The organism is Ureibacillus sp. MALMAid1270, assembly GCF_049202975.1.
Taxonomy (GTDB): Bacteria; Bacillota; Bacilli; order Bacillales_A; family Planococcaceae; genus Ureibacillus.
The window spans coordinates 78,346-104,248 of record NZ_JBMIRP010000093.1; the positions used below are offsets into that span (position 1 = coordinate 78,346).

26 protein-coding genes are annotated in these 25,903 nt (G+C 33.9%); 14 read left to right on the top strand and 12 right to left on the bottom strand.

Translation table 11 applies throughout. The features are described 5' to 3' along the window. The first annotated feature begins 29 nt into the window (after positions 1 to 29). The 3 genes from ACOQFO_RS12980 (at position 30) to ACOQFO_RS12990 (ending at position 4,203) form a co-directional block, all read left to right on the top strand. Positions 30 to 1,253 (top strand): DNA adenine methylase, encoded by a 1,224-nt coding sequence (locus ACOQFO_RS12980; RefSeq protein ID WP_421690094.1) that lies wholly within the window; start codon positions 30 to 32, stop codon positions 1,251 to 1,253. Continuing rightward, positions 1,253 to 2,182 (top strand): Dam family site-specific DNA-(adenine-N6)-methyltransferase, encoded by a 930-nt coding sequence (locus ACOQFO_RS12985; RefSeq protein WP_421690095.1) that lies wholly within the window; start codon positions 1,253 to 1,255, stop codon positions 2,180 to 2,182. Before ACOQFO_RS12980 ends, ACOQFO_RS12985 begins: the two co-directional genes overlap by 1 nt. Positions 2,183 to 2,319: 137 nt before the next feature. Beyond that, on the top strand, positions 2,320 to 4,203 hold the full coding sequence (locus tag ACOQFO_RS12990) for an AlwI family type II restriction endonuclease (RefSeq protein ID WP_421690096.1): 1,884 nt from the start codon (positions 2,320 to 2,322) through the stop codon (positions 4,201 to 4,203). An 85-nt stretch (positions 4,204 to 4,288) separates the two neighbouring features. Here ACOQFO_RS12990 and ACOQFO_RS12995 read toward each other — a convergent pair whose 3' ends face one another. After that, a complete protein-coding gene (locus ACOQFO_RS12995; protein ID WP_421690097.1) occupies positions 4,289 to 4,732 on the bottom strand; it encodes a GNAT family N-acetyltransferase in 444 nt (147 codons plus the stop codon). 291 nt (positions 4,733 to 5,023) lie between these two features. Here ACOQFO_RS12995 and ACOQFO_RS13000 point away from each other — a divergent pair, with 291 nt between their 5' ends. The 3 genes from ACOQFO_RS13000 to ACOQFO_RS13010 all read left to right on the top strand — a co-directional run bounded on the left by ACOQFO_RS13000 (position 5,024) and on the right by ACOQFO_RS13010 (position 7,850). Then, a complete protein-coding gene (locus ACOQFO_RS13000) occupies positions 5,024 to 5,701 on the top strand; it encodes a peptidylprolyl isomerase (protein ID WP_421690098.1) in 678 nt (225 codons plus the stop codon). Positions 5,702 to 6,175: 474 nt separating this feature from the next. Further along, on the top strand, positions 6,176 to 7,693 hold the full coding sequence (locus ACOQFO_RS13005; protein ID WP_421690099.1) for a malate:quinone oxidoreductase: 1,518 nt from the start codon (positions 6,176 to 6,178) through the stop codon (positions 7,691 to 7,693). Between the two features lie 85 nt (positions 7,694 to 7,778). Continuing rightward, positions 7,779 to 7,850, top strand: coding sequence for a hypothetical protein (locus ACOQFO_RS13010; RefSeq protein WP_421690203.1), 72 nt, complete (start codon positions 7,779 to 7,781; stop codon positions 7,848 to 7,850). Positions 7,851 to 7,996: 146 nt separating this feature from the next. Here ACOQFO_RS13010 and ACOQFO_RS13015 read toward each other — a convergent pair whose 3' ends face one another. Beyond that, positions 7,997 to 8,533, bottom strand: coding sequence for an ECF transporter S component (locus ACOQFO_RS13015; RefSeq protein ID WP_421690100.1), 537 nt, complete (start codon positions 8,531 to 8,533; stop codon positions 7,997 to 7,999). Positions 8,534 to 8,736: 203 nt separating this feature from the next. On the opposite strand from ACOQFO_RS13015, the gene ACOQFO_RS13020 reads away from it, so the two are divergent. The 4 genes from ACOQFO_RS13020 (at position 8,737) to ACOQFO_RS13035 (ending at position 10,177) form a co-directional block, all read left to right on the top strand. Next, a complete protein-coding gene (locus ACOQFO_RS13020) occupies positions 8,737 to 8,883 on the top strand; it encodes a hypothetical protein (protein ID WP_421690101.1) in 147 nt (48 codons plus the stop codon). A 149-nt stretch (positions 8,884 to 9,032) separates the two neighbouring features. Then, complete coding sequence (locus ACOQFO_RS13025) at positions 9,033 to 9,260, top strand: hypothetical protein (RefSeq protein WP_421690102.1); 228 nt, start codon at positions 9,033 to 9,035, stop codon at positions 9,258 to 9,260. Positions 9,261 to 9,469: 209 nt separating this feature from the next. Beyond that, on the top strand, positions 9,470 to 9,796 hold the full coding sequence (locus ACOQFO_RS13030; RefSeq protein ID WP_421690103.1) for a DUF378 domain-containing protein: 327 nt from the start codon (positions 9,470 to 9,472) through the stop codon (positions 9,794 to 9,796). Positions 9,797 to 9,952: 156 nt separating this feature from the next. After that, positions 9,953 to 10,177, top strand: coding sequence for a DUF1540 domain-containing protein (locus tag ACOQFO_RS13035; protein ID WP_421690104.1), 225 nt, complete (start codon positions 9,953 to 9,955; stop codon positions 10,175 to 10,177). A gap of 99 nt (positions 10,178 to 10,276) precedes the next feature. Here the strand turns inward: ACOQFO_RS13035 and ACOQFO_RS13040 are convergent, their stop codons facing one another. The 6 genes from ACOQFO_RS13040 to ACOQFO_RS13065 form a co-directional block, all read right to left on the bottom strand. Beyond that, positions 10,277 to 10,600, bottom strand: coding sequence for a DUF5658 family protein (locus ACOQFO_RS13040; RefSeq protein WP_421690105.1), 324 nt, complete (start codon positions 10,598 to 10,600; stop codon positions 10,277 to 10,279). Between the two features lie 200 nt (positions 10,601 to 10,800). After that, positions 10,801 to 10,992 (bottom strand): H-type small acid-soluble spore protein, encoded by a 192-nt coding sequence (locus ACOQFO_RS13045; RefSeq protein WP_421690106.1) that lies wholly within the window; start codon positions 10,990 to 10,992, stop codon positions 10,801 to 10,803. Positions 10,993 to 11,008: 16 nt separating this feature from the next. Then, a complete protein-coding gene (locus tag ACOQFO_RS13050; protein WP_421690107.1) occupies positions 11,009 to 11,173 on the bottom strand; it encodes a YfhD family protein in 165 nt (54 codons plus the stop codon). Positions 11,174 to 11,322: 149 nt separating this feature from the next. Continuing rightward, positions 11,323 to 12,045 (bottom strand): hypothetical protein, encoded by a 723-nt coding sequence (locus tag ACOQFO_RS13055; RefSeq protein ID WP_421690108.1) that lies wholly within the window; start codon positions 12,043 to 12,045, stop codon positions 11,323 to 11,325. Between the two features lie 151 nt (positions 12,046 to 12,196). Next, positions 12,197 to 13,387: a M14 family metallopeptidase gene (locus ACOQFO_RS13060; protein ID WP_421690109.1), complete on the bottom strand. Its 1,191-nt coding sequence runs from the start codon at positions 13,385 to 13,387 to the stop codon at positions 12,197 to 12,199. A gap of 21 nt (positions 13,388 to 13,408) precedes the next feature. Beyond that, positions 13,409 to 14,818: a LysM peptidoglycan-binding domain-containing protein gene (locus ACOQFO_RS13065; RefSeq protein WP_421690110.1), complete on the bottom strand. Its 1,410-nt coding sequence runs from the start codon at positions 14,816 to 14,818 to the stop codon at positions 13,409 to 13,411. Between the two features lie 261 nt (positions 14,819 to 15,079). On the opposite strand from ACOQFO_RS13065, the gene ACOQFO_RS13070 reads away from it, so the two are divergent. The 4 genes from ACOQFO_RS13070 to ACOQFO_RS13085 are packed head-to-tail and all read left to right on the top strand — an operon-like array spanning position 15,080 to position 20,083. Beyond that, positions 15,080 to 17,044, top strand: a complete 1,965-nt coding sequence (locus tag ACOQFO_RS13070) for a hypothetical protein (protein WP_421690111.1) — start codon at positions 15,080 to 15,082, stop codon at positions 17,042 to 17,044. An 18-nt stretch (positions 17,045 to 17,062) separates the two neighbouring features. Next, positions 17,063 to 18,286, top strand: coding sequence for an ABC transporter permease (locus ACOQFO_RS13075; RefSeq protein ID WP_421690112.1), 1,224 nt, complete (start codon positions 17,063 to 17,065; stop codon positions 18,284 to 18,286). Beyond that, the gene (locus tag ACOQFO_RS13080; protein ID WP_421690113.1) at positions 18,283 to 19,419 is read left to right on the top strand and encodes an ABC transporter permease; all 1,137 of its coding nucleotides are present in this window, start codon (positions 18,283 to 18,285) and stop codon (positions 19,417 to 19,419) included. The genes ACOQFO_RS13075 and ACOQFO_RS13080 overlap by 4 nt, the downstream gene beginning before the upstream one ends. Next, positions 19,412 to 20,083: an ABC transporter ATP-binding protein gene (locus tag ACOQFO_RS13085; RefSeq protein ID WP_421690114.1), complete on the top strand. Its 672-nt coding sequence runs from the start codon at positions 19,412 to 19,414 to the stop codon at positions 20,081 to 20,083. Before ACOQFO_RS13080 ends, ACOQFO_RS13085 begins: the two co-directional genes overlap by 8 nt. 59 nt (positions 20,084 to 20,142) lie before the next feature. On the opposite strand, the gene pgeF is transcribed toward ACOQFO_RS13085, so the two are convergent. From pgeF to ACOQFO_RS13105, 4 genes are all read right to left on the bottom strand, one after another. After that, entirely contained in the window at positions 20,143 to 20,904 is a 762-nt protein-coding gene (gene pgeF / locus ACOQFO_RS13090) for a peptidoglycan editing factor PgeF (protein ID WP_421690115.1), read from the bottom strand. 59 nt (positions 20,905 to 20,963) lie between these two features. Continuing rightward, entirely contained in the window at positions 20,964 to 22,643 is a 1,680-nt protein-coding gene (nagZ, locus tag ACOQFO_RS13095; RefSeq protein WP_421690116.1) for a beta-N-acetylhexosaminidase, read from the bottom strand. 132 nt (positions 22,644 to 22,775) lie between these two features. Beyond that, complete coding sequence (locus ACOQFO_RS13100; protein WP_421690117.1) at positions 22,776 to 23,897, bottom strand: M20 metallopeptidase family protein; 1,122 nt, start codon at positions 23,895 to 23,897, stop codon at positions 22,776 to 22,778. 136 nt (positions 23,898 to 24,033) lie between these two features. Next, positions 24,034 to 25,413: an amino acid permease gene (locus ACOQFO_RS13105; protein WP_421690118.1), complete on the bottom strand. Its 1,380-nt coding sequence runs from the start codon at positions 25,411 to 25,413 to the stop codon at positions 24,034 to 24,036. Positions 25,414 to 25,903 lie beyond the last annotated feature (490 nt).

Sequence of the window (25,903 nt, forward strand, 5' to 3'; positions counted from 1 at the left end):
ATGCCTTAAGAACGGAGAATGTATATTCTATGATTCGGACAAAAGAATTACTATCCATGTATGATATTTCAAGACAGACATTATATAACTGGATCAAAGAAGGGAAACTATCAGAGCCCATAAGAGATTGGAGGGGATGGAGAGTGTGGACGGAAAAACATAAGAAAGCAATCGAAGAAATCATAACGAATAAAACAGAACAGTTATCATTTCTAGAAGAAGAGAATCCAACTTTCCATATTAATAACAGACGTTACTTAGGAAGTAAATATAAATTGTTAGAGTTCATTAAAAAAGTTGTAGAAGACAATTGCAAATCAGTCAAATCGGTTGCAGACATTTTTGGTGGAACTGGAGTAGTAGCAGATTGTTTTAATAATCGTGAAACAAAAATTATAGTAAATGATATTTTATATTCTAATTATATTTCCTATTTTACTTGGTTTAGTGATGAAGAAGTAGATTGGGAAAAGGTACATACTATTATTAATCAGTTTAATGAAGTGGACATAGATTCGTTAGATGAAAACTATGTTTCTATCAACTTCGGAGATTCTTATTTCACTAAAGAAAACGCAAAAAGAATTGGTTTTATAAGAGAAGAAATTGAGCAATTATCAGGTTCTCTCACTTTCCGTGAAAAGGCAATCCTAATTACTTCATTGCTATATGCAATGGATAAGGTTGCGAACACAGTCGGTCATTATGATGCGTATCGAAGAAAACTAGATTCCGTTAAGCCATTAAGATTGTTAGTACCAGATGTGAATGATGAAAACAATAAAAACAATGAAATATTCCGAATGGATGCAAATCTATTAGTTAGAGATATTAAAGCGGACTTAGTATATATTGATACACCATATAATTCACGTCAGTATGGGGATGCCTATCATTTACTTGAAAATATAGCTGAATGGAAAAAACCTGAAGTAACGGGTGTAGCTAAAAAGATGATTAATCGCAGGCATATTAAAAGTGATTATTGTACGATGAAAGCTCCTCAAGCATTTGCAGATTTAGTTAAGCACATTGATAGTAAATATATTTTAGTTTCTTATAACAATATGGCCGAAAAAGGTGTAGGTCGCTCAAATGCCAAAATTTCTGATGAAGATATTATTGAAACATTGAAGACGAGAGGTACTGTTCAAACATTTGAAATGGACTATCAAGCTTATACAACGGGTAAAACAAACATTGAAGATCATAAAGAAATATTATATTTATGCACCGTAGAAGAGGGATCGTAGTGGAAGAAAAAAAGGAATACCTAAAATCTTGTTTCAATTATACTGGTGGCAAGTTTAAATTACTTAAACAAATCATGCCCCTTTTTCCTAATGACTGTAATCGCTTTGTAGATCTATTTTGTGGTGGTAGCAACGTCGCTATAAATGCCTCTTCTCAGAAAGATATCATCTGTATAGATTACCAGGAGCATATTATCGATCTTTATAATACGTTAAAACGTCTAGATTTTGAGGAAATCGTTCAACGAATAGAAGAGATTATTGAACAATTTCAACTAAGTAACACTTTTAAATATGGCTATAGCAAATATAATTGTGATTCAAGTTCAGGTTTAGGAGAGTATAATAAGGAACCCTATTTGAAATTGCGAGAACACTATAACGCCATAACAGAAAAAAGTGATTACAAAAATCTGCTGTTTTACGTCTTAACAGTATTTGGTTTTAATAACCAGATCCGATTTAATAAATCAGGACATTATAATATCCCGGTTGGTAAAAGAGATTTTAACGAAAAAATTCGAGCAAACTTAAAAGGGTTCATTGAAGCAATTAAAGAAAAAGACATTCAATTCATCTGCCAAGATTTTAGAGAAATCGATATTGAATTAGTCGAAGGGGATTTTCTATATGCAGATCCCCCTTATCTAATCTCTACTGCTACTTATAACGAGAGCAATGGTTGGACTGCAGAGGACGATCGAGCTTTATTACTATTTTTAGATACGTTACATTCAAAAGGTGTCAAATTTGCATTGTCCAATGTACTTGAACATAAAGGTGAATCCAACAATTATTTAATCGATTGGTCACAAAAGTATCATGTACACTATTTAAATAAACATTATCAAAATTCCAACTATCAAATTAAAGATAAAAATTCAAAAACAGTAGAAGTATTAATTACGAACTTTATAAATCAAGGATAAATGCCCTTTATATAGGCATTTATCTTTTTTTAACTAGTATGTATTAATTGTGGGTTCTAGTAGAATGAAAGTAATTATGAATAATATCCAATGTAAGATGTTAGTTTAACTAAATCAGATTAATAGGGGTGAAGGTTTTGCCTGGAACATGGAGTATTAGTACAACGATGAGAAATCCAGAAAGAATTGCAGATGCATTACATGCTTTAGCAGTTTTTGAAGGAAAAAATTTTAATACGAAGACTCAATCTGAATTTTTTAAAGAAATGATTAGAAAAAAATATTATCAACCGACTACAATCTCTCAGAAGTACAAAGAGATGTATGAAGAACCAGAGGAGTTTACGCAAGAAGAATTAGAAGACATTTTAAGTCAGGTTCATTACACAAATAAATCCTACAATGATGATCAAGAACTATGTTATGCATTACGTGGGAGAACAGCTGTAAGTAATGTTACAAAAATGGGTTTAGCCATTGCAAAAGAGTCAATGGGTGCAGTTCAAATTACGGAGTTAGGTAAACAACTTGTAAATGAAAAAGTGGACTTAAGTGTAGTCTTTTTTAGATATTTTCTAAAGTGGCAGTTACCAAACCCATCTGATTCAGGTTATAACGATTTTGACATTGTACCCTTTATTGCTACATTGCACGTAGTGAAAAAGGTAAATGATCAGTGGAGTAAGATGGGAAATAAACCTGTAGGGATTTCGAAAGAAGAATTCTCCTTATTTGTTACGACGTTAATTGACTATCGAGATATTGATCAATGTGTATCTAGTATTATTCAGTTTAGAGAAGAAAAAAGAAGTCTAGATAAAAATGCTGCACATGAATATGTGGACAGACGATTTAAACAAACAGTAGTTGAGATATATAGTCTAGATTCTAAAGATGAAAAAGCAATTCAAAAGAAAGTAAATAATCTATTCGATTACGGAGATTCTGCTACTCGTTATTTCCGTATGACTGGTTTACTTTACTATCGAGGCGATGGCCGTTACATCGATTTAGCACCAACGAGAGCAGTTGAAATCCAAAGAATTTTAGATTCATTCTCTGGACAAGCACTTGATTTTAAATCCGTTGATGATTACTTACTCTATATGTCGGATATCAATAAACCGGCATTACCTTGGGAAAATGTATCAGATCTTAAAGAAGTGTATGGAAATCTTGTAGAACAAGCAAAAGAGCTACAAACAAAACTGCTGAAAGAACACCCGCAACATATATTGCATACTTTTCATTTTGAAAATGCAGAGACTATTGAAACTTTTAATTCCGTTCATGAATATCAAAAGAAAATTTCTGAGATACGTGACGTGATTAAAACTTTAAAGAATGATTTATTAATCATACAAGAGAGAAATCTCAGCAATCTTGATGTATATATAGAAGAATTAACTAAATTGGCTACTAGAAAAAGAAGTAATAGTGGTCAGGATCCATTAAATTTAGAATACTACGTAACAATGGCATTAATGGCATTAGATGATGCGAAAGAAATTAACCCGAACTATTCCGTTGGGGATGATCATATGCCATTATTTACTGCACCAGGGAATACTCCGGATATTGAGTGTTACTACGATTCGTTTAATATGATTTGTGAAGTAACTTTATTAAAGAGTAGAGATCAATGGGAGAACGAAGGCCAACCGGTTATGAGACATTTAAGAAGCTTCGAAGAAGAGAATGCTAATGAGGATTGTTATTGTCTTTTCATTGCACCTATTATGCACCGAGATACAATTAATACTTTCTGGATGAGTGTAAGGTATGAATATGAAGGTGCTCCTCAAAAGATCGTACCAATGACGATTCAAGAGTTTGTTCAAGTGCTCGAAAATGTGAAGGAATTGAATAACAAAGGTATACGTATTAACCATCGAGATATAAAAGACTTGTTGCATAAAATCTACGCACAGTCACAATTGTCTGGTGTGAATTCCTCTAACTGGTTAAATCAGAACGATCAATTGATCGAGGATTGGAAGTTAAGTCTTATCAATGGTTAAATCCATACAAAATATGAAGAGCATGTGACAACAAGTTCACATGCTCTTTTAGTATGCGCGGAAATACAATTTCAGGATTAAAGCTTTAGAATGTATAGCGAGACACTTGCTCGCCGCCAATTATGAGTCCTTCGACTTCCTTGAACCCCATTTTTTCATAAATGCGTTTTGCATGAACATTTGTTGGTTCATATGAGAGTGTGATTGTTTGATGGCGCTCTTCTTTAATAGCTTTAATGTCATCAATAACTAGTTTTACTGATTCTTTTCCATAACCTTTTCCTTGATGTTTAGCATCAATCATCATACGGTAAATCCAAAATTCATGGTCATCTTCATCAATACCATAAAGCGTAAAACCGACCATTTCATCTCCGTAATAAATTCCTTTTGCATGGAAGTTATCTAGGAAATTTAACTGAGCTAGTGATACTGCATTCGATGCAACAAAATTTACTTGATCTTCTTTCACACGAAGTGAAATCGCATCAACCCAATTATCTTTCGTTATTGTTTTTAGATGTAACATTTCTATTCCTAATCCCCTTAAATACACATTATTTTAGAAACTTATAAATGAGGCATTACCAGCGAATTTAATCTTGTTATAAGGCCCCTATTATGATTACTAAGTCACTATTTTATAATAAATGGAAGTAATGTATTTTACTAGATAATTTTAGTGTGTATAAAAAAATACTTCATATGGTTAAAATTAAAACTCAAATACTAAGATAATAAGACCCTTATTCATCAACATACTCTTAGAATTATGCTATATTTTTTTATGGAATCATCTGACTAAATAGGAGTTGAAATAATGGGAACAAATAAGAAAATAATATATTTGGTTATCAGTGTTTTTGCAGCTATTTTTGTTTTATCGGGCTGTGGAACTGCAACTGATAATAAACAAACCCAGGGTGCAGAAAACAATGAGGAAAAACCATCAAATACAGAAAATTATCCATCAGAAGTAACTGAAAATCCGATTGTGACAATTACGATGAATAATGATGAAAAGATAGTGATTGAATTAGAGCCTAAGGTTGCTCCAAATACGGTTGCGAACTTCATCTTCTTAGCTGAAGATGGATTTTATGATGGACTTACTTTTCACAGAGTGATTCCAGGATTTATGATTCAAGGTGGAGATCCAGCTGGTAATGGAACAGGTGGACCTGATTATTCCATCGAAGGAGAGTTTACTTCAAATGGCTTTGAAAATAATTTAAAGCATGAACGTGGTGTGATATCAATGGCGCGATCACAAGATTATAACTCTGCAGGATCTCAATTTTTTATCATGGTAGAGGCAGCACCTCATCTTGATGGAGAATATGCAGCCTTTGGTAAAGTTATCGAGGGAATGGAAACAGTTGATAAAATCGTTTCTGTAGAACGAAATCAGTCAGATAAACCTTTAGAAGATCAAGTGATGAAAAAAGTAGAGGTTGATACGAAGGGCTTTGATTATCCAGAGCCAAAAGTTCAATAATGATAGATTAAGGCTGTCCTTTGGATTTTTGGAAAATATCATTGGGCAGTCTTAAATTTATTAGTATGTATAATTTTCTCCTTTAACCTTAAATAAGAAAATAGATGTACCAAAAACAAAATCTTTTACATAAATCTGGTTATATGTGTAATTTTGTATGATTTCTTTCGCAATTATTAAGTGTTATAATAAAAATACAGTAAGATGTAGAATTGTAATGTGTATTAGAAGTCATTTGTGAAAAAATGAAGAACTTCTAATACTTTTTTATAATACAATTCAAAACCTTACTTTTAAAAATGCTTTTTACTATATTATAATAGTAGATTTAATTCTTCATCAAAAAGTGTTATACTATAATATGGTTTTTAATGATATACAGAAAAGGTGTGATCAAAGGAGTACCTGGCATGTTACACCTAAGTGGAGACCTACATCTTTTTTGCAAATATAGGGGAGATAAGGAAGGTTATTATGAGTAACAGAGTTGAAAAAACAGATGTTGTTTTAATTGGTGCTGGAATCATGAGTGCAACTTTAGGAACACTTCTAAAAGAACTAGCACCTGAATGGGATATTAAAGTCTATGAAGCACTTGATAAACCGGGTGAAGAGAGTTCGAATGAGTGGAACAATGCAGGAACAGGACACTCTGCACTATGTGAGTTAAACTACACACCTGAACAAAAAGACGGTTCTATTGATATTAAAAAAGCAATTAACATTAATCAACAATTCCAAGTATCAAGACAGTTCTGGTCTTATCTTGTAAAAAACAATTTGATTACAAATCCAGAAGAATTCATCATGCCATTACCTCATATGAGTTATGTATTTGGTGAAAAAGATGTAAACTTCTTGAAAAAACGTTTTGAAGCGCTATCAAAAAGTCCATTGTTCGAAGGTATGGAATATTCAGAAGACCCAGAGACATTAAAAAAATGGCTTCCATTAATGATGAATGATCGTAAGTTCAATGAACCAATTGCAGCAACAAAAATTGATTCAGGTACGGACGTGAACTTCGGTGCATTAACACGTATGTTAATGGGACACTTAAACAATCAAAATGTTGAAGTTAACTACAAACATAGAGTTGAAGGTATTAAACGTACAAAAGATGGCCGTTGGGAAGTAAAAGTACATGACCTTGATGGCTGTAAAATGCACTATATCCATGCGAAATTTGTGTTTATTGGTGCAGGTGGCGCGAGCTTACATCTATTACAAGATACAGGAATTCCTGAATCTAAACATATTGGTGGTTTCCCAGTAAGTGGATTATTCATGGTTTGTAAAAATCCTGAGATTGTAGAACAACACAATGCAAAAGTGTATGGTAAAGCTAAAGTTGGTGCTCCACCAATGTCAGTACCACACCTTGATACACGATATATTGAGGGTAAAAAATCATTACTATTTGGTCCATTTGCAGGCTTCTCACCTAAGTTCTTAAAAACTGGATCATATATGGATTTATTCGCTTCAATTAGACCAAATAACATTCTTACGTTATTATCTGCTGGAGTAAAAGAAATTCCATTAACAAAATACTTAATTCAACAGTTAATGTTATCAAAAGAACAACGTATGGAAGAATTACGTGAATTTATTCCAAATGCGAATAGTGAAGATTGGGATATCGTAATCGCTGGCCAACGCGTTCAAGTAATTAAAGATACTGAAGCAGGAAAAGGCACACTTCAATTTGGTACAGAAGTAATCACTGCTGAAGATGGTTCAGTTGCAGCTTTACTTGGTGCATCACCAGGTGCATCTACAGCTGTTCAAGTTATGTTAGAAGTTATTAAAAAATGTTTCCCTCAAGAACATAAAAATTGGGAAGCAAAAATTAAAGAAATGATTCCTTCTTACGGTATTTCTCTTGCAGAACGCCCTGACTTATTTAAAAAACTTCATGAAGAAACAGCTGAAGTCCTTGGTTTAAATAAATCACAAGATGGATCAAAACAATTAGAAGACGTAAAATAAGTTGTGAACTAAATAGTTAATATATACTACTTAAATAGTACAATCCTAAGGATCATTCCCTGGGATTGTACTTTTTTGTACTTCAATGGCAACTCCAAATGTATCAGCTGTTGCAGCTTTATTAGTTGATAAGTACGGCAAAATGTCACCAACCTAACTTTGAAAAATGCAGTTGATCCTGTAAAAGGGAAAGATAAAGCATACTTCGGGAATGGTTTCTTAAACGCTTATAAAGCATTACAATAAATTAAAAATAGACACAACCTGACTTTATCAGAGTTGTGTCTTTTTCTTTGTAAAAAATTATTTAAATATCGGTAATTTTTTTAGAACTAAACAAACTGGAATAGCAATTAGAATTCCGATTGCATTTTGAATTAGGTCACCAGGTATTGATAATAATGGAGCAACCCAATTTGCATAAAGGATTACCTCACCAATGTAATAAACGCCAAGCATAAATGGTACGGATGCAATTGTCGCTAGTATATTAAAGCCGATACTGTCACCGTTTCGGTTATTTGACCATGCAATTTTCCCTACAACATAACCTTGCAAACCACGAGCAACAATTGTAATTGGTGCCCATATTGCCCATCCGCCAAGAATATCAAACAGTCCCATTCCTGCAGCCCCAGCAATTGCACCTTTCTTAGGTCCGAATAGGATGGAAGCAATAAATAGCATTGCTGTACCTAAATGTACTAAACCACCATTACCGAACGGAAGTTTTATATTTATGAATACTGTTGAAACGAATACCAGTGCTATTAAAAGTGCAGAAATAATTAAATCAAAAGTTTTTGCTCGAGTATTTGAATAGCTTTGTACTTTTTGCATATGATTTTCCCCCCTGATGTAATGTTATTTGTCATAACATTATCAAAGGTCTGATACTAAAAAAAGTACCACAATAGTGAAATTTTTAGTGGTCAGTTTTATAAATCCTTAATAATAACACTTTTATAAAAAGGAATAATAAATCTCATCAGGATTGAATTGGACAACGGTTGGGAAAACTATAGCAAAAGGAGGTTATGTACATGAAAAAATTTCTGTTAATCCTATTTCTAACTTTTTCCTCACTTGCACTATTTGGTTGTGGAGATAATGAATTGGAAGAAGGTGAAGATATAGAGGAAATTGAAGAAGAAGATGAAATCGGCGATGGAGAGATTGACGACGAGTAGTCTCTATCTAGTTTTACCGCTAATAGGTTCTATTATGTATATTTGATAAACGAAAAAAATCTCCTCATTTGGACAAACTAATCTTGAAAGAAATTGAAATCATTTTTCGATTTCAATTTCTTTCAAGAAAACCAATGAGGAGGATGGCTATGTCAAAAGAAAATATGAACAATACTGGTGTGAATTGTACAAATTCTAATAATGGAGCTTCATGTAAGTTAGAACAAAACAATTCTAAACAAAATGATGTTGAGTTTGCGTCGGAGTTTAATCCGAATTTTCAATCAGAAGGCCGCAATAATCAATCATCTTTTACTGGTAATGAGTTCGAACCTAATAAGGAAAGAACACCAAGCGAACGTACCGCATGGAATTAGGAGTATTTTGACAGCCTTTCAAATCATTGAGTTGGGACTAGAAGAGTAATCCTCTTTTAGTCCCATATTTATTTTAATGAAATAAAAATAAGCCTGTGTTGGATATATAGAAATTTAATTGAATATTTTGCTTCGTATTAATGCCTCAATTTAGAAAAAAATAAGCATATCACAAGTTTAATTTGTGAGTAAAAAGGAGGTGTAGGAAATTGAATACTATTTATAGAATTGCTCTAACATTAGTGATCATAGGTGCCATAAACTGGGGACTTATAGGATTATTTGACTTTAACCTAGTAGCTGCTATTTTTGGCGAAGATACATTCGCATCCAATGTAGTTTATGCACTTGTTGGATTAGCAGGTCTTCTATCTTTACCGATTCTTGCGAAACGATTTGAAGAAGATCGTATGGATGATACAGAAATTTTTGCTGAGCCAAGACCTCAAATGGAGGCCGGTGAAGAGTTCGAATTTACCGAAGCAGAAAGAAGAAGAAGACGTAATGAAGACATCGATGACGATACAATAGTTTAAAACATTAAAAGCCCTCCAAGTAACTTTTGGAGGGTTTTTACATGAAAATAAATAAACCTCATGAATACCACTCAATATGAGCAAAATAGTGAGTGAGGGATATAGGAAATGGTTTTTCTATATTTTTCATTAAATCTCATTGAGGAGGATATCTAAATGCCAAATGTAGAAGTACGCTGTTCTGTTGCAAATTGTTTTTTCCACAAGGAAGGAAACTTGTGTGGAGCGGAGAAAATACAAGTAGATATGAATTACCATTCGAAAAATCGTCAGCCAGAGTTTGCTTCTGATTTTGACTTCGATAAGATAACTGAAGAAGCAAGTAGTTCACGTGACACTTGTTGTAAAACATTTAAACCAAAAACGAATCATAAAAAATAGTTACTTTGAGGTCAAAATGATTTTGGCAGTTTGATGAAACCACATTGAGAACAAAAGGACTAAGGAATATATCTATGCCTCCTTAGTCCACTTACGTTATTAAACGAAAGATAACCAGGTTAAATGCATGAAAGAAATACCTGTATATAGAACACTTACCCCAACTAATGAAATCAAAAATGACTTTTGAAATCGTTCACTACATCTATAATAAACAGCGAAGGAAATAGTGACGATTAGTATTGAAATGAAGAATTTAAATAAAAGAAAAAGTTCAGGACTTAACTTTAATAAATAATCCATTAACGGATTTAGCTCCTCAATTAAATTGTAATTGTAACCATAATTTGTTGCAAAAGCATCGAACAAATTTAATAACGAAATGAGTATTCCAAAAGCAAGGATTAAAATTTTATTCCCCATATTACCATCCTTTCCTAATAGGAAATAGAAATAGTACCAGTATGTACCTAACGAAACGATGTTAAACTGTTTAATGGTAATAAATGTGAAATAATAATACTATTGGATATTCAATAAGTATAAAATTGTATGATAAGTAAATTGAACTCCTGATTATTATGTAAAAATAAAAAACCACGAGAATAATCCCGTGGGAGAAATTAATGGATTAAGTATTCTTCTTTTAATTCGGAAACATCTACCTCAAAACGTTCTTCTAATGAACGACGTAAATGGACAGTAGCAGTTTTACCATCATCATGAAGTTTATCTATCCAAACTGATACACCATTGTAACTAACTTCATATTCTTTTGGTGATGAAACAATTTCTTTTGCGCGGTTAAAGTCCATGAAATTTCCTCCATATTTACTTTTTTTTGAGTTGTTTTGCCTTTTTTACTAATTCCTCAAGTTCATCTAACTCCTGGGCAAATTCTTCATGCACTTTGTTAGGTGAAATTTTTAAATTTTTAGGTGTTTGTGGCAATGAGTTTGTATTATTACTTTTACCTTGGCTATCATCTCGGCCCATGAAAAGTCTCCTTTCAATTGGAATCAATCTTAATATGGCTAATACGACGTTTTTTATCACAGTAAGAAAAAATTAATTCATCAAGACGGCCAAAGAGAGATTGTTCAATTAAAATAAGCAGACGCCTAATCGACGTCTGCTTATAGTTATTAAAAACTTACTCCAGTTTGTACAGATAGAACTTGAAGTTGCGCTTGCCATTCTTTAATTAGAGCACTAGCCTCATTTAGTCCTTGGTTTGCAGTTTCTACTAACTCTCTACTTTGATCTTCTAAAGCGGCAATCATTACTGCAAATGCTCCTAATTGAATCGTTGCACCCTCTACATAAAGTGCATGTAGATCATTAATAATTTGGTTATCTGATCTAATTTCAGATAATGCGCGAACAAATTCTGTATAGGATGGAACTACATCATAATATAAAGCTTCATACATAGTAGCATCATCTACATAATTGACCCCAGATACATTCGAATATGCTGCGATGATTCTACCCTCTTCAGGGGCAAGTGCACTGATTTCATCGATATAAGCTTGGAAGGCAATTGCTAAATCATCATTACCTGAATTTGTATTGGTGTTGTTGTTCTGATTGTTATTATTGTTGAAGTTGTTATTGTTATTTTGGTTATTATTGTTTGCATTGTTGTTATTGTTATTTTGGTTATTATTGTTTGTGTTGTTGTTATTATTTTGATTGTTATTGTTATTATTGTTGTCATTATTACTATTTGTATTGTTGTTATCTGAATTGTTATTTACTTGCGGTCCATCATTATTGGCTGGACCGTTTAATTGAGGCAAGATATTACAAGCAGACAGGACACTAGCTAACGTGAAAACTAAAAGAAAGGAAAGTAGTTTTTTCATATGACTCCATTTCCCCCGATTTATTCGGGATATTTTGATAAACACATACGAATATAATATTCAGGAGTATGTCGAAAAATGACTTATATTGTAAAATGGCAATAAAAAAACATCCCATAAAAAATGAGATGTGGAAAAATGTTATACAAATTTACATATATAACCCTGCAAGGAAAATCCCCAATGTTTCTTCATAAATCTCATCAAATTGACTAAGTGGGAGTGGATTTACTCCTGAACCCAATTCTACTGTAAAGCCAGGGCGCCTCCAGTCTTGAATAAACCAATCTTTAAAGCCTGCATAACTTTCGATGGTTTGTTCTGGAGTAAAGCCACTAACCTTAGCGAATTCGTTAACCATAATTTCTGACTCAGGTGGTTCAAGGTTTTCGTAACCCCAATAAATTACCCTTCCTTGAGTGTGGAAAGCAAGAATCCAAGCAAAATCTCTTCTTCTTGTTAAGTCTGCCATCGCAATTGCTTCCGGTTCTGTTAGCGGTGCTTCACCACCATAATCCCTTGGTCCAGGTGTTTTTGGATTGCGTTCTCTTTCAGCTTCCCAATTTGCAGGGAACTGATCATTTAAATCAACACCATTAATGTTTGCTTTCCAACCTGAGAAATCCATACTATCGTTATTCCATTCAATGACTCTACTACGGTATGGTTCAGCTTCAGTTGGACCATTAATAACGAGGTTCACGCCATCAGGGTTCACCATTGGTACAATTGAAAGCATAGATTGTTGATAAAGTGGGAATGTATTTAATCCACGAATAGGGGTTTGATTGGTTAAGGATAGTAAATAATCATTTAAAAAAGTCATGATGACAGGTGTTGTAATCCATTCATTTGCATGAAATGACCCATTATAATGAACGCGTTTGGAACCATTTCCGAGTAACACTTCTGGAATATTACGACCTAGAACTGAATTTCCAATAGAAGAGGATTGTATGAATGGGTAAATAGTCATTAAATTTCTTAAATCATTTAACATCACATCATATTCATAATTTTGCTTCCCGTTTACTACTCTCCAGGTTACTCTTTGAGGTACAAGAATTGTTTGGCCAACCTGTAGTCGATTAGGGTTTAATGTTGGATTTAAAAGAAATAGTGAATCAAGTGGGATATTACGTTTTCGTGAAATGACCCACAAAGAATCTCCAGGTTGAATTTGATAATTTACAGCTACGAATCCCGGTATACGGATCCTTTGGCCAATAACAACAGCTTGAGGATTAATGTTTCGGTTTGAATCAATGATAAGCTGAAGAGGTAGGTTGAAAACTTGACTGTAATACCAAAAGGAGTCCCCTCTTCTTACATAAATGTCCACATCGTTCCTCCCTTAGAACTTTCATATTTTCTTAATAGAAAAGTTATCGTTAAGTAAAGCCCAATTTTGAGGATACGGATATCCCAAAGCCCAGTAGCTAATTCCTCTTAGATTAAATTCTTTGGCTAGATCAAACTTTGCTTGAGCACTACGAGCATCTTCAAACCAAACTTCATGACCTTGACCATTTCCATCTGTGTAGCGGAAGAATGGAGATTGAGCAACTTCATCATATTGGATTACGGCATTATATTGTGTAGCCCTACGAACTGCTTCTTGCGGACTAAACGTCTCAGCTGTAGCCCCTTCAACATGAGGAATCTTCCAATCTCTAGCGTAAATTTGAAACCCTAAATATATTTTATTGGCAGGCATAACGGAGAGTGCGTATTCAACAACTCTTCGCATTTGATTTAATGGTGAAATTGCTTGTGGTGAAGCACCCCTCCAGCCCCATTCGTAAGTCATTAAAATAACAAAATCCGCGATACGACCATGAGCTTCATAATCATGTGCGGTATATAAAAGCCCTTCTTGACTTCCGCTCGTTTTAGGTGCTACTGCAGTGGATACAAAGTAACCCCGTTCATGGAGTCTGTCGACTGTAAGTTGTAAAAACTGGTTGTAATTCTCACGATCTTCGGGTGGTACATATTCGAAATCTATATTAACTCCTTTATATCCCTTCGCATCCATGACTTGAAGTATATTTGTAATCAGCTTCTCTCTCGTTTCTGGATTAGATAAAACTGCATGAGCTAAATTTGTTCCAGTACTCGTTGCAGAAAGATTTGTAACAGCTAACATAGGAACTACATTTTTTGAAACTGCTGCTTTTAACATCAAATCATCATCAAAAGGTTCTAAAGTCCCATCTTCTTTAATCATATAGGCAAATGGACTGAAATATGTTAGTAAATGACCGACTGCATTTACTGAATTGGCAGCATCCTGATCTTTCTGATATGAGTATGCGTTCACTTCAATTTGCGGTTTAATCCTTGGAATGATTATTTGTCTACCAGCATAAATAAGATTGGAGTTTTGAATTTGGTTTTCTCTTAAAATTGCTTCAACAGTTGTTCCGTAAAGCCGGGCAATTTGGGCTAAGTTTTGCCCTGGTTGAACGTAGTGGAGTAAAGGTGGAATGTAAAGTTTATTTCCTGGTCGGAGTAAATTAGGGTTTGTGATTTGATTTGCTTGCAAAATTGCATTCACTGTTACATTGTACTGCCTTGCAATTGACCATAAAGTTTCACCCGGTTGAATGGTGTGAATAGAACCGGGGACCGGAATGACAAGAGATTGACCTAAAAGTAAGCGATTAGGGTTAGGTAATTGATTGACAGATTGAATCGCATCAATAGAAACATTGTAGAGTGCGGCAAGCTGCCAAAGCGTCTCGCCCCTTCTTACAACATGAATTAACAATACGTAACCTCCTCTAACGTATGTTTAACATTGCAATATATGTGATGAGTGGTGAGAAAATTAAAAGAAGGGAAAAAGTACCCTTTTCTATTATCCTAAAAAAAGCCTATATAAACTTAAGGTTGAATATATTAAAATTTTCACTGAAATGTAAATTTCTGTTTAACCATGTCGTATTCCAATATTTTGTAATTTACATTATAATGAAAGGGCATTTAGATTAATAGAGTAATAAGGTAGTAAAAATGAAGGAGGATTTACATGAACGAGGATAATCAGTATCCAAACCAAAATGGAAACTCGAATGAAGGACCCAATCCAAATCAGTTTGGCGATGCAAACCAGTTTCCTAACAATCAATACGGAAATCCAAATCAAATTCCAAATCCCAATCAGTCTGTGAACCCAAATCAATATGTTGACCCAAACCAATTCCCAAATCCCAATCAATATGTTGACCCGAACCAGTACCAAAATACAAATCAATATGTAAATCAAAACCAAGGTCAATTTACAGATCAGGACAAATATTGGAATCCAAATCAAAATCAATACCAAAACCAGTACCAACAAAATAATCAAAATCAAAACCAAAACCAAAACCAGTTCCAAAATCAAAACCAATATCATAACCAAAATCAGTACGGCAACCAAAACCAATATGGTAACCAACAAAATCAATACGCACAACAAAACCAATTTGGAAACACAAATCAGTATGTCGGTCAAAATCCACCGAAAAAGCCAAAATCTAAAAAACTAGCAGTAACAATTATTAGTGCTATATTTGCATTATTATTAGTGGGTGGTGGTGTTTTTGCCTTATTCAACATGCAAAAAACGCCGAAAGATCGATTATTACTAGCAGAAGCAAATTCCTGGGGTAAAGTAGGAGAGGCATTTGAAAGTCGCTACAAACCTGAATTCGAATGGGCAAAAAAAGCAGAAACTACACCAACAGAATATACATATGACATTGAAGCTTCTGTAGATGGAGATTTCTATAGTTACGAAGAAGAGATGATTGCAGAAATTATTAATAACTCTTCAATTTCTTTAGACGTTCAATTAGATCCAAACAATCAACTGATGAAAGCTGATTTAGGCGCAGACATAAATGGTACTCAAATAGATAAAATTTCAGCTTATATTACAAGTAAAGAATTCATGCTTGGTTTCCCATTCACTGACGATATTCTTCAAATTAAAGATGAAGACTTCGGCAACTTTATGAGAACTCTTGACCCTTACTATGAAGGTTCAGAAACACTTGGTCTATCTGATTGGATGGGCAAAAATATGTTCTCTGAAGAAAATAAAGATTATTTAGTGAAAGAGTATTTACTATACTTCTATGACTCTTTACCAGCAGAAGCATTTAAAGAGTCCAATGAAGAAGTAACGGTATTTGGGGAAAAATTGCAAGCTAACAAAATCTCAATGGAGCTTAGCGGTGACCAAATTAGAGATAGTTTAGTGAAAGTACTTGAAAAAGCTAAAAACGATCCTAAATTTGAAGATATCATATTAGAAACAGTGAAAAATGCTACAGGGGCAGCTGGTACATTTGAAGATGACTTTGACCTTGATATCAATGAAGGACTAGACTCTGCAATTGAGGAACTAAAAAGCACTGATATTCCAGTAAGTATTAATTATACTGCTTGGATCAATGCTGATACTGTTGTTCAAAGTGAACTAGTAATTGGTGAGTTTAAGGTAGAAGGAACTCGTTCATTTACTACTGATAAACTAAAATGGGATTATACTTTTGATTTTGAAGGTGAACAATTAAGCTTTGTAGGTGATTTATCATCTAATAATGGTCAAATCGAAGACGAAGTAACATTATTAGCTAGTGATAATACAGGGTTTATTTATAAAGGTTCAGAAGAGCTAAATGGTGGAGAACGTAATTTCAATCGTTCATTGTCCTTCGAAGAAGAAGATGAAGCATTTGAGGTTTACTGGAATGGTGATTCTTCTTACGGCAATGACTCAATGGAAGCATCTCATACAATTGGAATTGGAACATCAGAATTCGCTATCGATATCACATGGGATGAAGTAGGGAAATTTATCAAAAATGTGGATATTCCAAAAGATAATGTAGTCGATATTGGATCAATGAGTGCAGATGAAATCCAATCTTACTTTGAAGAAGAATTCCTTATGGAAGCACAAAGCTGGTTTATGGAACTATACTTCCAACTCGGACTTTTCTAATGAATGGGTGAACACACCTTGAGAAATATAAAAAATATAGCATTCTTTATTCATCAATATGTAAAACAACTACAGAAGAAGTGGAAATCACTTCTTCTGCTTTTTGTATTTCCAATCTTCATCGTTTCAATTAGTGCACTTATGATTGTTTCATTAGTAGATTCTCCAGTAGATTCGAAAATTGCTGTCGCTTTAGTAGATGAAGACCAAACAAGTGAAACAAAAATGATTAGTAGCTTTCTTCAAACTAGCTTTAACGAAGACGGAACGATTAATTTAAAAATGATGAGTCAAGATGAAGCTATAGAACAAATTGAAGAGAATCAAATCAGTGCCTATATTGTTTTACCTAAACAATTTACTGAAAGTATGTACGCTGGACAATCATTAACAATTCCTATCGTAGGAAATTCACAACAAAAGACTGATAGCTTTATTGTGAAAGAGTTGGTCGAAAGTTTTACGAGATACATAGAATCTGCACAGGCAAATATTTTAACAGTTTACGACTATGCAAGTAAAACGGACATGTCCGATTCAGAATTTCAATCCTATCGTTATGCCCTATTTATTGAATTTACCCTATTTACATTAGCGAAAGATCAAATATTGAAAGAAGAAACCATTACTAATATTGCAACTTCATCACCTCTTCATTTCTTTACACTTTCTGGCTGGTACCTAACATTCACTATTTGGTTATTTGGTTTCTATGTTGTATTAAAAAAAGATGAAACTCCTTCGTTAAGTATTCGACTTAAACTTTTTGGAGTAACTATGTGGCAGAATGTTTTATCTAGAATGATGGTAGCATTCATTGGTAGTATGTTATTAGCTTCTGTTTCATTTTTTGCATTATCACATTACTTCACACTTGAGCTATACGTAATTGATTATTTAAGACTGCTCCATTACACAGCTTTATATGGGTTACTTATATTGATTGGCCTTTCAATCATTGATGTATGGATAAAATCAATGAAAACCGCTATTTTCGTTCAAGTTATCTATTTGTTCTTTATTATTTTGTTGAGTGGCTCAATAATCCCATCCATATATTTACCGTTATCCATACAGGATTATTTACCCAAAATATTCTCAAATGAAGTCTTTAATTGGATGACAGATATAGCCCTTGAAGGTAGAAACTATGCAGAATATACCCGGTTAACAATCATGGCGATTATAGGATTTGTCTTGCTGTGGCTATCAACTGCTGTAAAAGAGAGGTGGGTGAGATGAGCGGAATCTTATATACAAGATGGTTAAGGGTGAAAAAAGACTGGAAAAGTCTCATACTTTGGTTGATACTACCTTTTCTTTTAACATTTTTAACTACTATATTAGTGGGAATTTGGAGCGAGGATTCAAAAATTCCTATTGGGATTGTTGTAGAAGAAGAGTCCGAGTTGTCCAATCAGTTAATAGAAACGCTGAAAGGTGTTTCATATCTTGATGTGAAGTTATTAAACGAACGTGAAGCATTGAATGAATTAGAAAAGCATGAATTAGATAGTGTGTTTGTTCTTAATAATCGTTATGAAGAAATGATTATAGATGGAAAGAGAAATGGGTTAGTCGAATCGTACTCATCAAATCGATCATATGCGCATTTTGCAGTAAAAGAGCTTATAACATCTTTTGTTCAAGGTGACGTTTCTCGAATGAGAGCTGCATATGAAGTAAGGGATCTCTATTTTGAATATGGTACCAATGAAGAATGGAACTGGGAAGAAATTGTGGAAGCAAGTATGGAAATGCAAAGTTCTCAAGAGCTATTACAAACCAATTTTTCATACCAAAATCAATCCGTCGAAGTAACGGATGATGAACTACTTCCAGTCTTCAATACATGGGGAATCTGGGCATTCTTTAGTTTAATTTCAACTTTCTTTATCTTTGATTGGATGATAAAAGAAAATCGACCCGAATTACATATTCGATGGTTCTTCACATCTACCAATTTTAAAAAGTTTGCTAGTATCAGCTTTGTTTTCTATACAGTCATCATGTTTATTGTAGACGGAGTAACAGTCTATTTATTAAGCAAGCTGCTTCAACAACCATTTACTATTGATCTATGGATATCGATTCTCTTTTATAAATTAGCTATTCATTTATTTGCATTTTTATTTGTAAACTTATTTAAACAATCGTTAATGTATTACGTTAGTTCAATTGGAGTTACGCTAGCACTTACCCTTCTAGGTGGAGCAATTATTCCGATCGACGGATTATTGAAAGAATGGAGCTGGGTAGAGAATTTAAGCCCAATTACAAGTTTACTCCATGAGGAAATACCATATGGGTGGCTACTTGTATTAATGGTGTTGTTCTGTATTTGGTATTGGAAAGGAGACAAGTTGCATGCTTAGAGTAATAGAATTGGAGAAAAGTTATGGTAAGAGGAAAATTTTGGACAAAGTCTCCTTTCAACTAAGCAGAGGAGAAGTTGTTGGACTAGTGGGTGAGAATGGTGCAGGGAAGTCCACCTTACTAAATACATTGGCGACAATTACAAGAGCTACAAAGGGTACAATCCAATTAGGTGAGTTTGTTTATGGAAAGAAGACAGAAGATATTCGCAAAATGGTTGGTTTCGTTCCCCAGGAAATATCTCTGTGGGAAGAGTTCACAGTAGAGCAAAACATGCTATTTTTTGAAAAGCTATCATGGAAAAGAAGAACAAAAGATGAATGCAGGCAACTTTGTTTAGATATGCAATTGGAACAATGGAAAGAACCGGTGAAATCATTATCTGGTGGAATGAAGCGTAAGTTAAACATGGCTGTAAGTTTGCTTCATGACCCAATGTTAATATTATTGGACGAACCGACTGTTGGGATTGATTTAAAATCGAAAAATGAGATCGGCAAGTACTTAGTAAAACTGGCAAGAGAACAAGGGAAAATGATTTTATATACCTCCCATGATATGAATGAAATAACTACGTTTTGTGATCGAGTGTATGCTATTGGGAAAGATCCGTTTTACATAGATTTGCTTTCAACTAGTGGTGTAAATGTTGAAAAGTTATAGAGATATGAAAAAACACATCTAGGACTAATGATTCGTTCCTGGATGTGTTTTAATTTTAATTATGATTTTCTCATAATGAAGCTCAAGTGTCTTCCGCTTTTTCTATCTTGTCTATAAGAGAATCCTTCATCACTTATAAATGTGCAAGTAGCATCAATCGTTATATTTTCAGAAGGAACCCCTGCTAGTTCCAATTGTTTTTTTACTGTTTTTTGATTATCAATGTGGTACTTATGAGTTTCCTCTTTGTAATACATGAAATCCTCTGCATAACCTAAATTTCTAAATCGAATATAAACATCGTCATCGACTTCGAATTTATCTTGGCTTAATGCAGGTCCTAAAATGACTTTAAAACCTTTAGGATCGCAGCCTTCTTCATGAACTAATTGGTTAAACATTTTTAATGTGATTTCTTTAACTGTGCCTTGCCAACCGGAGTGAATTACACCTACTAGACCTTTTTCTTCATGATGAAAAATAACCGGAACACAGTCTGCTGTAAAAGTACATAGGAGTATGTTGGGCTCATAAGTATATAGTGCATCTGTATCCGGAATAGCCGATGATAATTCCGAAGCACCTCTACCTTTATCATCTAAGGTTACTTTATGAACATTTGCACTATGCGTCTGGTTTGCACATACAAAATCATTAACATTGCATTGAAGGAAATTTGCTAGCTTGACTCGATTTGAAAGGACATCATCTTCGTTTTCACAAACATGAAGTGCCATATTATTTAATTCTAATTCTGAAGCATTTTTTAACGTTATTCCAGCTACTAGATTTTCGTCGTTAATATACATTTTTGTATTCATGATTATCACCTAACTTTACTATATACAAGAACGGGGAAGATGTCCTTAAATAAGGTAAATTAATAATAATAATCATTTAATACATTTTGAACTTGCTGATTCATTGCGTTTACGTCGACATCTTGAACTTGGTTATTATTTAGTTGATATTTTTCTTTTAGCTGAAGGATTCGAATGACACTTTCATCAATTCGATCTTCAGTAATCTCTCCATTTACAACAGCTCTACGTAGCGCCTCAATTGCAGAAGTTACTTTATGAAAATCGTGGGCAATCATAATAATATCGCTGCCTGCTTTGACAGATTGGACAGCCGCACCACTAATATCATAATGATCCGTGATAGCTTCCATCGTCATATCATCCGTAATAACTACACCATCGTATCCGAGTTGACCACGTAAAAGGTCTGTAATAATTGCTTCTGACATAGATGAAGGATTATTCACATCAATTTCGGGCAATAAAATATGTGCAATCATCACAACATCTGCTCCATCATGTATTGCTTGTTGGAACGGTAATAGTTCTAGCTGCTCCAACTCAGGAAGAGTTTTATTTACACGAGGTAGTTCTAGATGAGAATCCGTTGCAGTATCTCCGTGACCAGGGAAGTGTTTGACCACTGCAATAACGTTTTCAGATTGTAAGCCGTTCATGGTTGAAATACCTAGTCTACTTACTAAGTCTGCATTGTTTCCGAAAGATCGATTTCCGATGACTGGATTATTAGGATTACTGTTAATATCAAGAACTGGAGCAAAGTTCATATTAAATCCATAAGCTTTTACTTCTTTTCCAAGTATTTGACCAATTGCATGAGAAAATTGTTCGTTATTCTTTTTCCCAATCTCTAAATTAGTCGGTATTGGTGTAAGATTGCCTGGTAATTTCGCCACAATTCCACCTTCTTGGTCAACACCGAGAAATAGAGGGATTTGGTTTTTAGCATTTTCAGCTCTTATTTGATTTATATATTGTACTGTTTGGATTGGAGAAGTGAAGTTCTTCTTGTTAAAGATGATTCCACCAACATGAAATTCATGAATTAAACTATCAGCATTTTGATTGTAGGATGTACCATCTACACCTGCGAAAATCATTTGGCCAATTTTTTGGTCAAGTGTCATGTTTATTAGTTTAATAAGTACATCAGCACTGATCGGTGGTTCAGTATATACCGAAATGTGATGAACTACTGGATCGGGTTCCTGTTCTGTTGGATTAGAAAGAATCCACTTCAGCTGATATTTTGAGTTTAATTTGTAAATTAGGATTATTTGATCTACGTTGTCATCTTTGTAATATCGTGTTTCATCAGGTTCACCTTGCACTTGTTTTATATCTGATAAATGGATTTGTTGAAGATTTTCATCATATGAGCGTAAGTCAAAAATTAGTGATTTTTGATAGCCAATTGTAATACCATTTGAGTAAGTTGCATACGTACGAAGAGTAGTTTCATCGTTTGACTTTGGTTCCCCAAAATCTTGGTTAACTAAGTTTAGTTCAGTTATTCCTACTCGGTAAGGCACTTCTGTTATTTTCCCCTCAGAAGCTAATGATAGAATCTCAGATATAAGATCTTCAGGCGTTATGGTACTTCCAACATCCTCATTGTTTCCTTCAGATTGTTGATTTTCCTCTTTTTTATCATTAGGTAAATTAAATTGCGAATAGGTATAAAAACAGGCAACGATCACTCCGAGAATTGGTAACAGAAATAATAATTTTTTCAATATAATAAGCCCCCAATGTCTTATGTAATCAATTAGACGGACATGATTCTATTTCGTTGCAGTTAAATAATACCAAATTTATTTTCTAATTAAAAAAGATGCTCCTATTATATAAGCATCAATCTTTATTTATCATTTTATTCCAATTAAACCTTTAAATAACTCTACAGCTATTTCAATATTCTCATCACGGAAGTCATACTCATATGTGTGTATTGGTGCATAATCTTCTCCGTTGCCAATAAAACAAAATGAACCCTTCGTTTTCTTTAAATAGTATCCATAGTCTTCAGATGCGCGGTAAGCTTTCGGTAATTCAAAAATAGGTAGACCAATTTCTTGGCAAACTTGACGAATTTTATCGGAGCTTTCTTTATGATTTGCCGTTTCAGGGAATATATCATTGTATTTAAAATCGACCTTAATCCCTTGCTCTTCACATAGACTAGTAGCAAGTTTTTCGATATTTTGTTGAAGTCGATCTAACTCCACTTCTTTTTCAGCGCGAATAGTCATTCTAAGGGCACCAGTATGAGCTTGAATTCCGTAATTTTCAGAGCCAACATCAATTTGAATAATTGTGCAGAGAACTAAACCTTCATTGTGTTCTGTTGACGTAAATTGAGGAATGGCATCAATTATTTTAGCAATTGCAAAAGAAGGGTTTTTCCCGTTTTCAGGTTCACTTGCGTGGGATGGTGAACCTACCATTTCGATTGACATCCCTTTTGAAGCACAATGAGCAGTGCCATTAATGACACCAACCATCCCTGCTGGAAAACCAGACATGTTGTGATAGCCAAATATTTCATCAATTTTTTCATTTTCAATCATTTCTTGGGCTTCAATTGCACCTTGACCCGTTTCCTCTGCATGTTGGAATAGGAAGAAAATATTGTGTTCAGCACCTTTTTGATCTACTTCTAATGCAAACCCAGCTAAAGATGCAGAGTGCCCATCATGACCGCATTTATGGGAAACACCGGGATTTTGTGAGCCATATGGTAAATCAATTGTTTCTGGAATTGGAAGTGCGTCAAAATCTGCGCGGAAGGCAATATTTCGTTTTCCATCACCTGCGCGGTATACAGCATAAAAGTATTTACCCTTATCGATGATTTCTAAATTTGTCGTATGATCTTTTATAAAATCCATTAAATGTTGCTTCGTCCAAACTTCCTGGTAAGAAAGTTCAGGATGGGCATGCAGTTCATGGCGTAATTGAATGGCTAGTTCTAAATTTTTCTTTTCCAATGAAATCGCTCCTGTATTTGTATTCTGAATGTTTCTGCAATTAGTATTGTATCACTATCAAATCTACGTGAGAGAAATAATTTCAAAAATATAAAAGCTCCCACAGTATAAAAAACTATGGAAGCTTTATCAAAATTTAATTATTCATCGTGCTATGGTTCTTACCATACGTAAAGTACAGTATAAGTCCAATTACAAACCAGATTCCACATGCAATCCATGTACTAATAGCTAATTGTAAAATTAAGAAAACACATGCCACAAACGAAAGAATTGGAATGATAGGAAATAGAGGTACCTTAAAACCACCAGTAGGCATATTCTTATTTTTTCTTAAGAAAATTACACCAATCGATACGATAATAAATGCAATTAATGTTCCCATATTTACAAGCTCAGCTAATGTACCTAATGGAATGAACCCTGCACAGAAAGCGATCAGTATAGCAAATATCCAAGTATTCTTAACAGGTGTCTGATGTTTTCGATTTAATTCAGACATGATTTTAGGTAAAAGTCCATCTCGACCAAGTGCATAAAGAAGTCTTGTCCCACCGAAAATCATAACTAGGATAACGGTCATCATACCTGTTACTGCTCCTACAGAAATGATACCGGAAATCCAGTCTTGGTTCACCAATTGTAATGCAAAGCTTACTGAGTCAGTTACGTTTAATTGTGTATAAGAAACAATGCCTGTTAATACGAGTGATACAGCTACATAAAGTAGTGTACAGATAAATAATGAACCGATAATTCCAATTGGCATATTTCGTTGAGGATTTTTTACTTCTTCAGCGGCGGATGATACAGCATCAAAGCCAAGAAAAGCAAAGAACACTAAGGCTGCTCCACTTAAAATACCTTCAATTCCAAACGGCATAAAAGGTTGCCAATTCTCTGGTTTTACATAAAACATTCCAACAAAAACAAATAGAAGGATTACTCCAACTTTTACAAAGACCATGATTCTATTGATTTTTGTGGATTCTTGAACACCACGACTTAATAAAAAAGCAATGGCAAGTACAATAATTACGGCAGGTAAATTAATGAAAGTACCGTTTGCAGGATCAAATGGACCAGTAAACATTTCAGGTAAGTGAATGTTAAGTCCTTCGAGTAAATTAGTAAAATACGCTGACCAACCCGTTGCAACAGATGCAGATGCTAGTCCATATTCGAGAACTAGTGCCCAACCAACTAGCCATGCAATGACTTCTCCAAAAACAATATAACCGTATGTGTAAGCACTACCAGTAACAGGGATGGTAGATGAGAACTCTGAATAGCACATTGCTGCAAGAGAACAAACAATGGCAGCAATGACAAATGAAATGACAATTGCAGGTCCTGAATGAGTAGCAGCAACTGTACCAGGGAGAATAAAAATCCCTGTACCAACAATTGCACCTACACCAAGCATTACTAAGTCAAACCCACCTAATGTTTGTGGTAGTCTTTTAGTATTGCCTAATAATTGTGAAACATCCTTTTTTCTAAATATATTACTCAACTAAAACACCTATTCTTTTGAAATATATAACGAAACGATTTTATACTTTAAAGTGCTAAAGGTCAAATATTTATTATAATAATATTTTTACTTTCTTTAATTCAATGAATATTTAGCGAATTTTTCAGTCCTTTTTGTTCAGAATTAGGATTATAAATTGTAAAATTCTGATAATAAAGAAATTTTAAAAAGTGTAGATGGTAACTCATAATTATTAATGTCTTCATCTTTATCTATTTAGTCTGTGCATATTCTAAGAAAATAAAAATGGTGCTCGAGCGTTCTAATCACTCAAGCACTATTTCTCATATTACACTAATGTTCTATCTTTCCTCGTTTGAACTAATAAGCCACCTAACGTGGTCTGAAATATATGACCAAAATCCCATAAATAATTTTTGAAATTTAAAACGAATGTATGAATAGATAAACGCTTACATTCATTTAATGGAGTATAATATCTCTCCTTTTTTGGAAAGTTGAATGATTC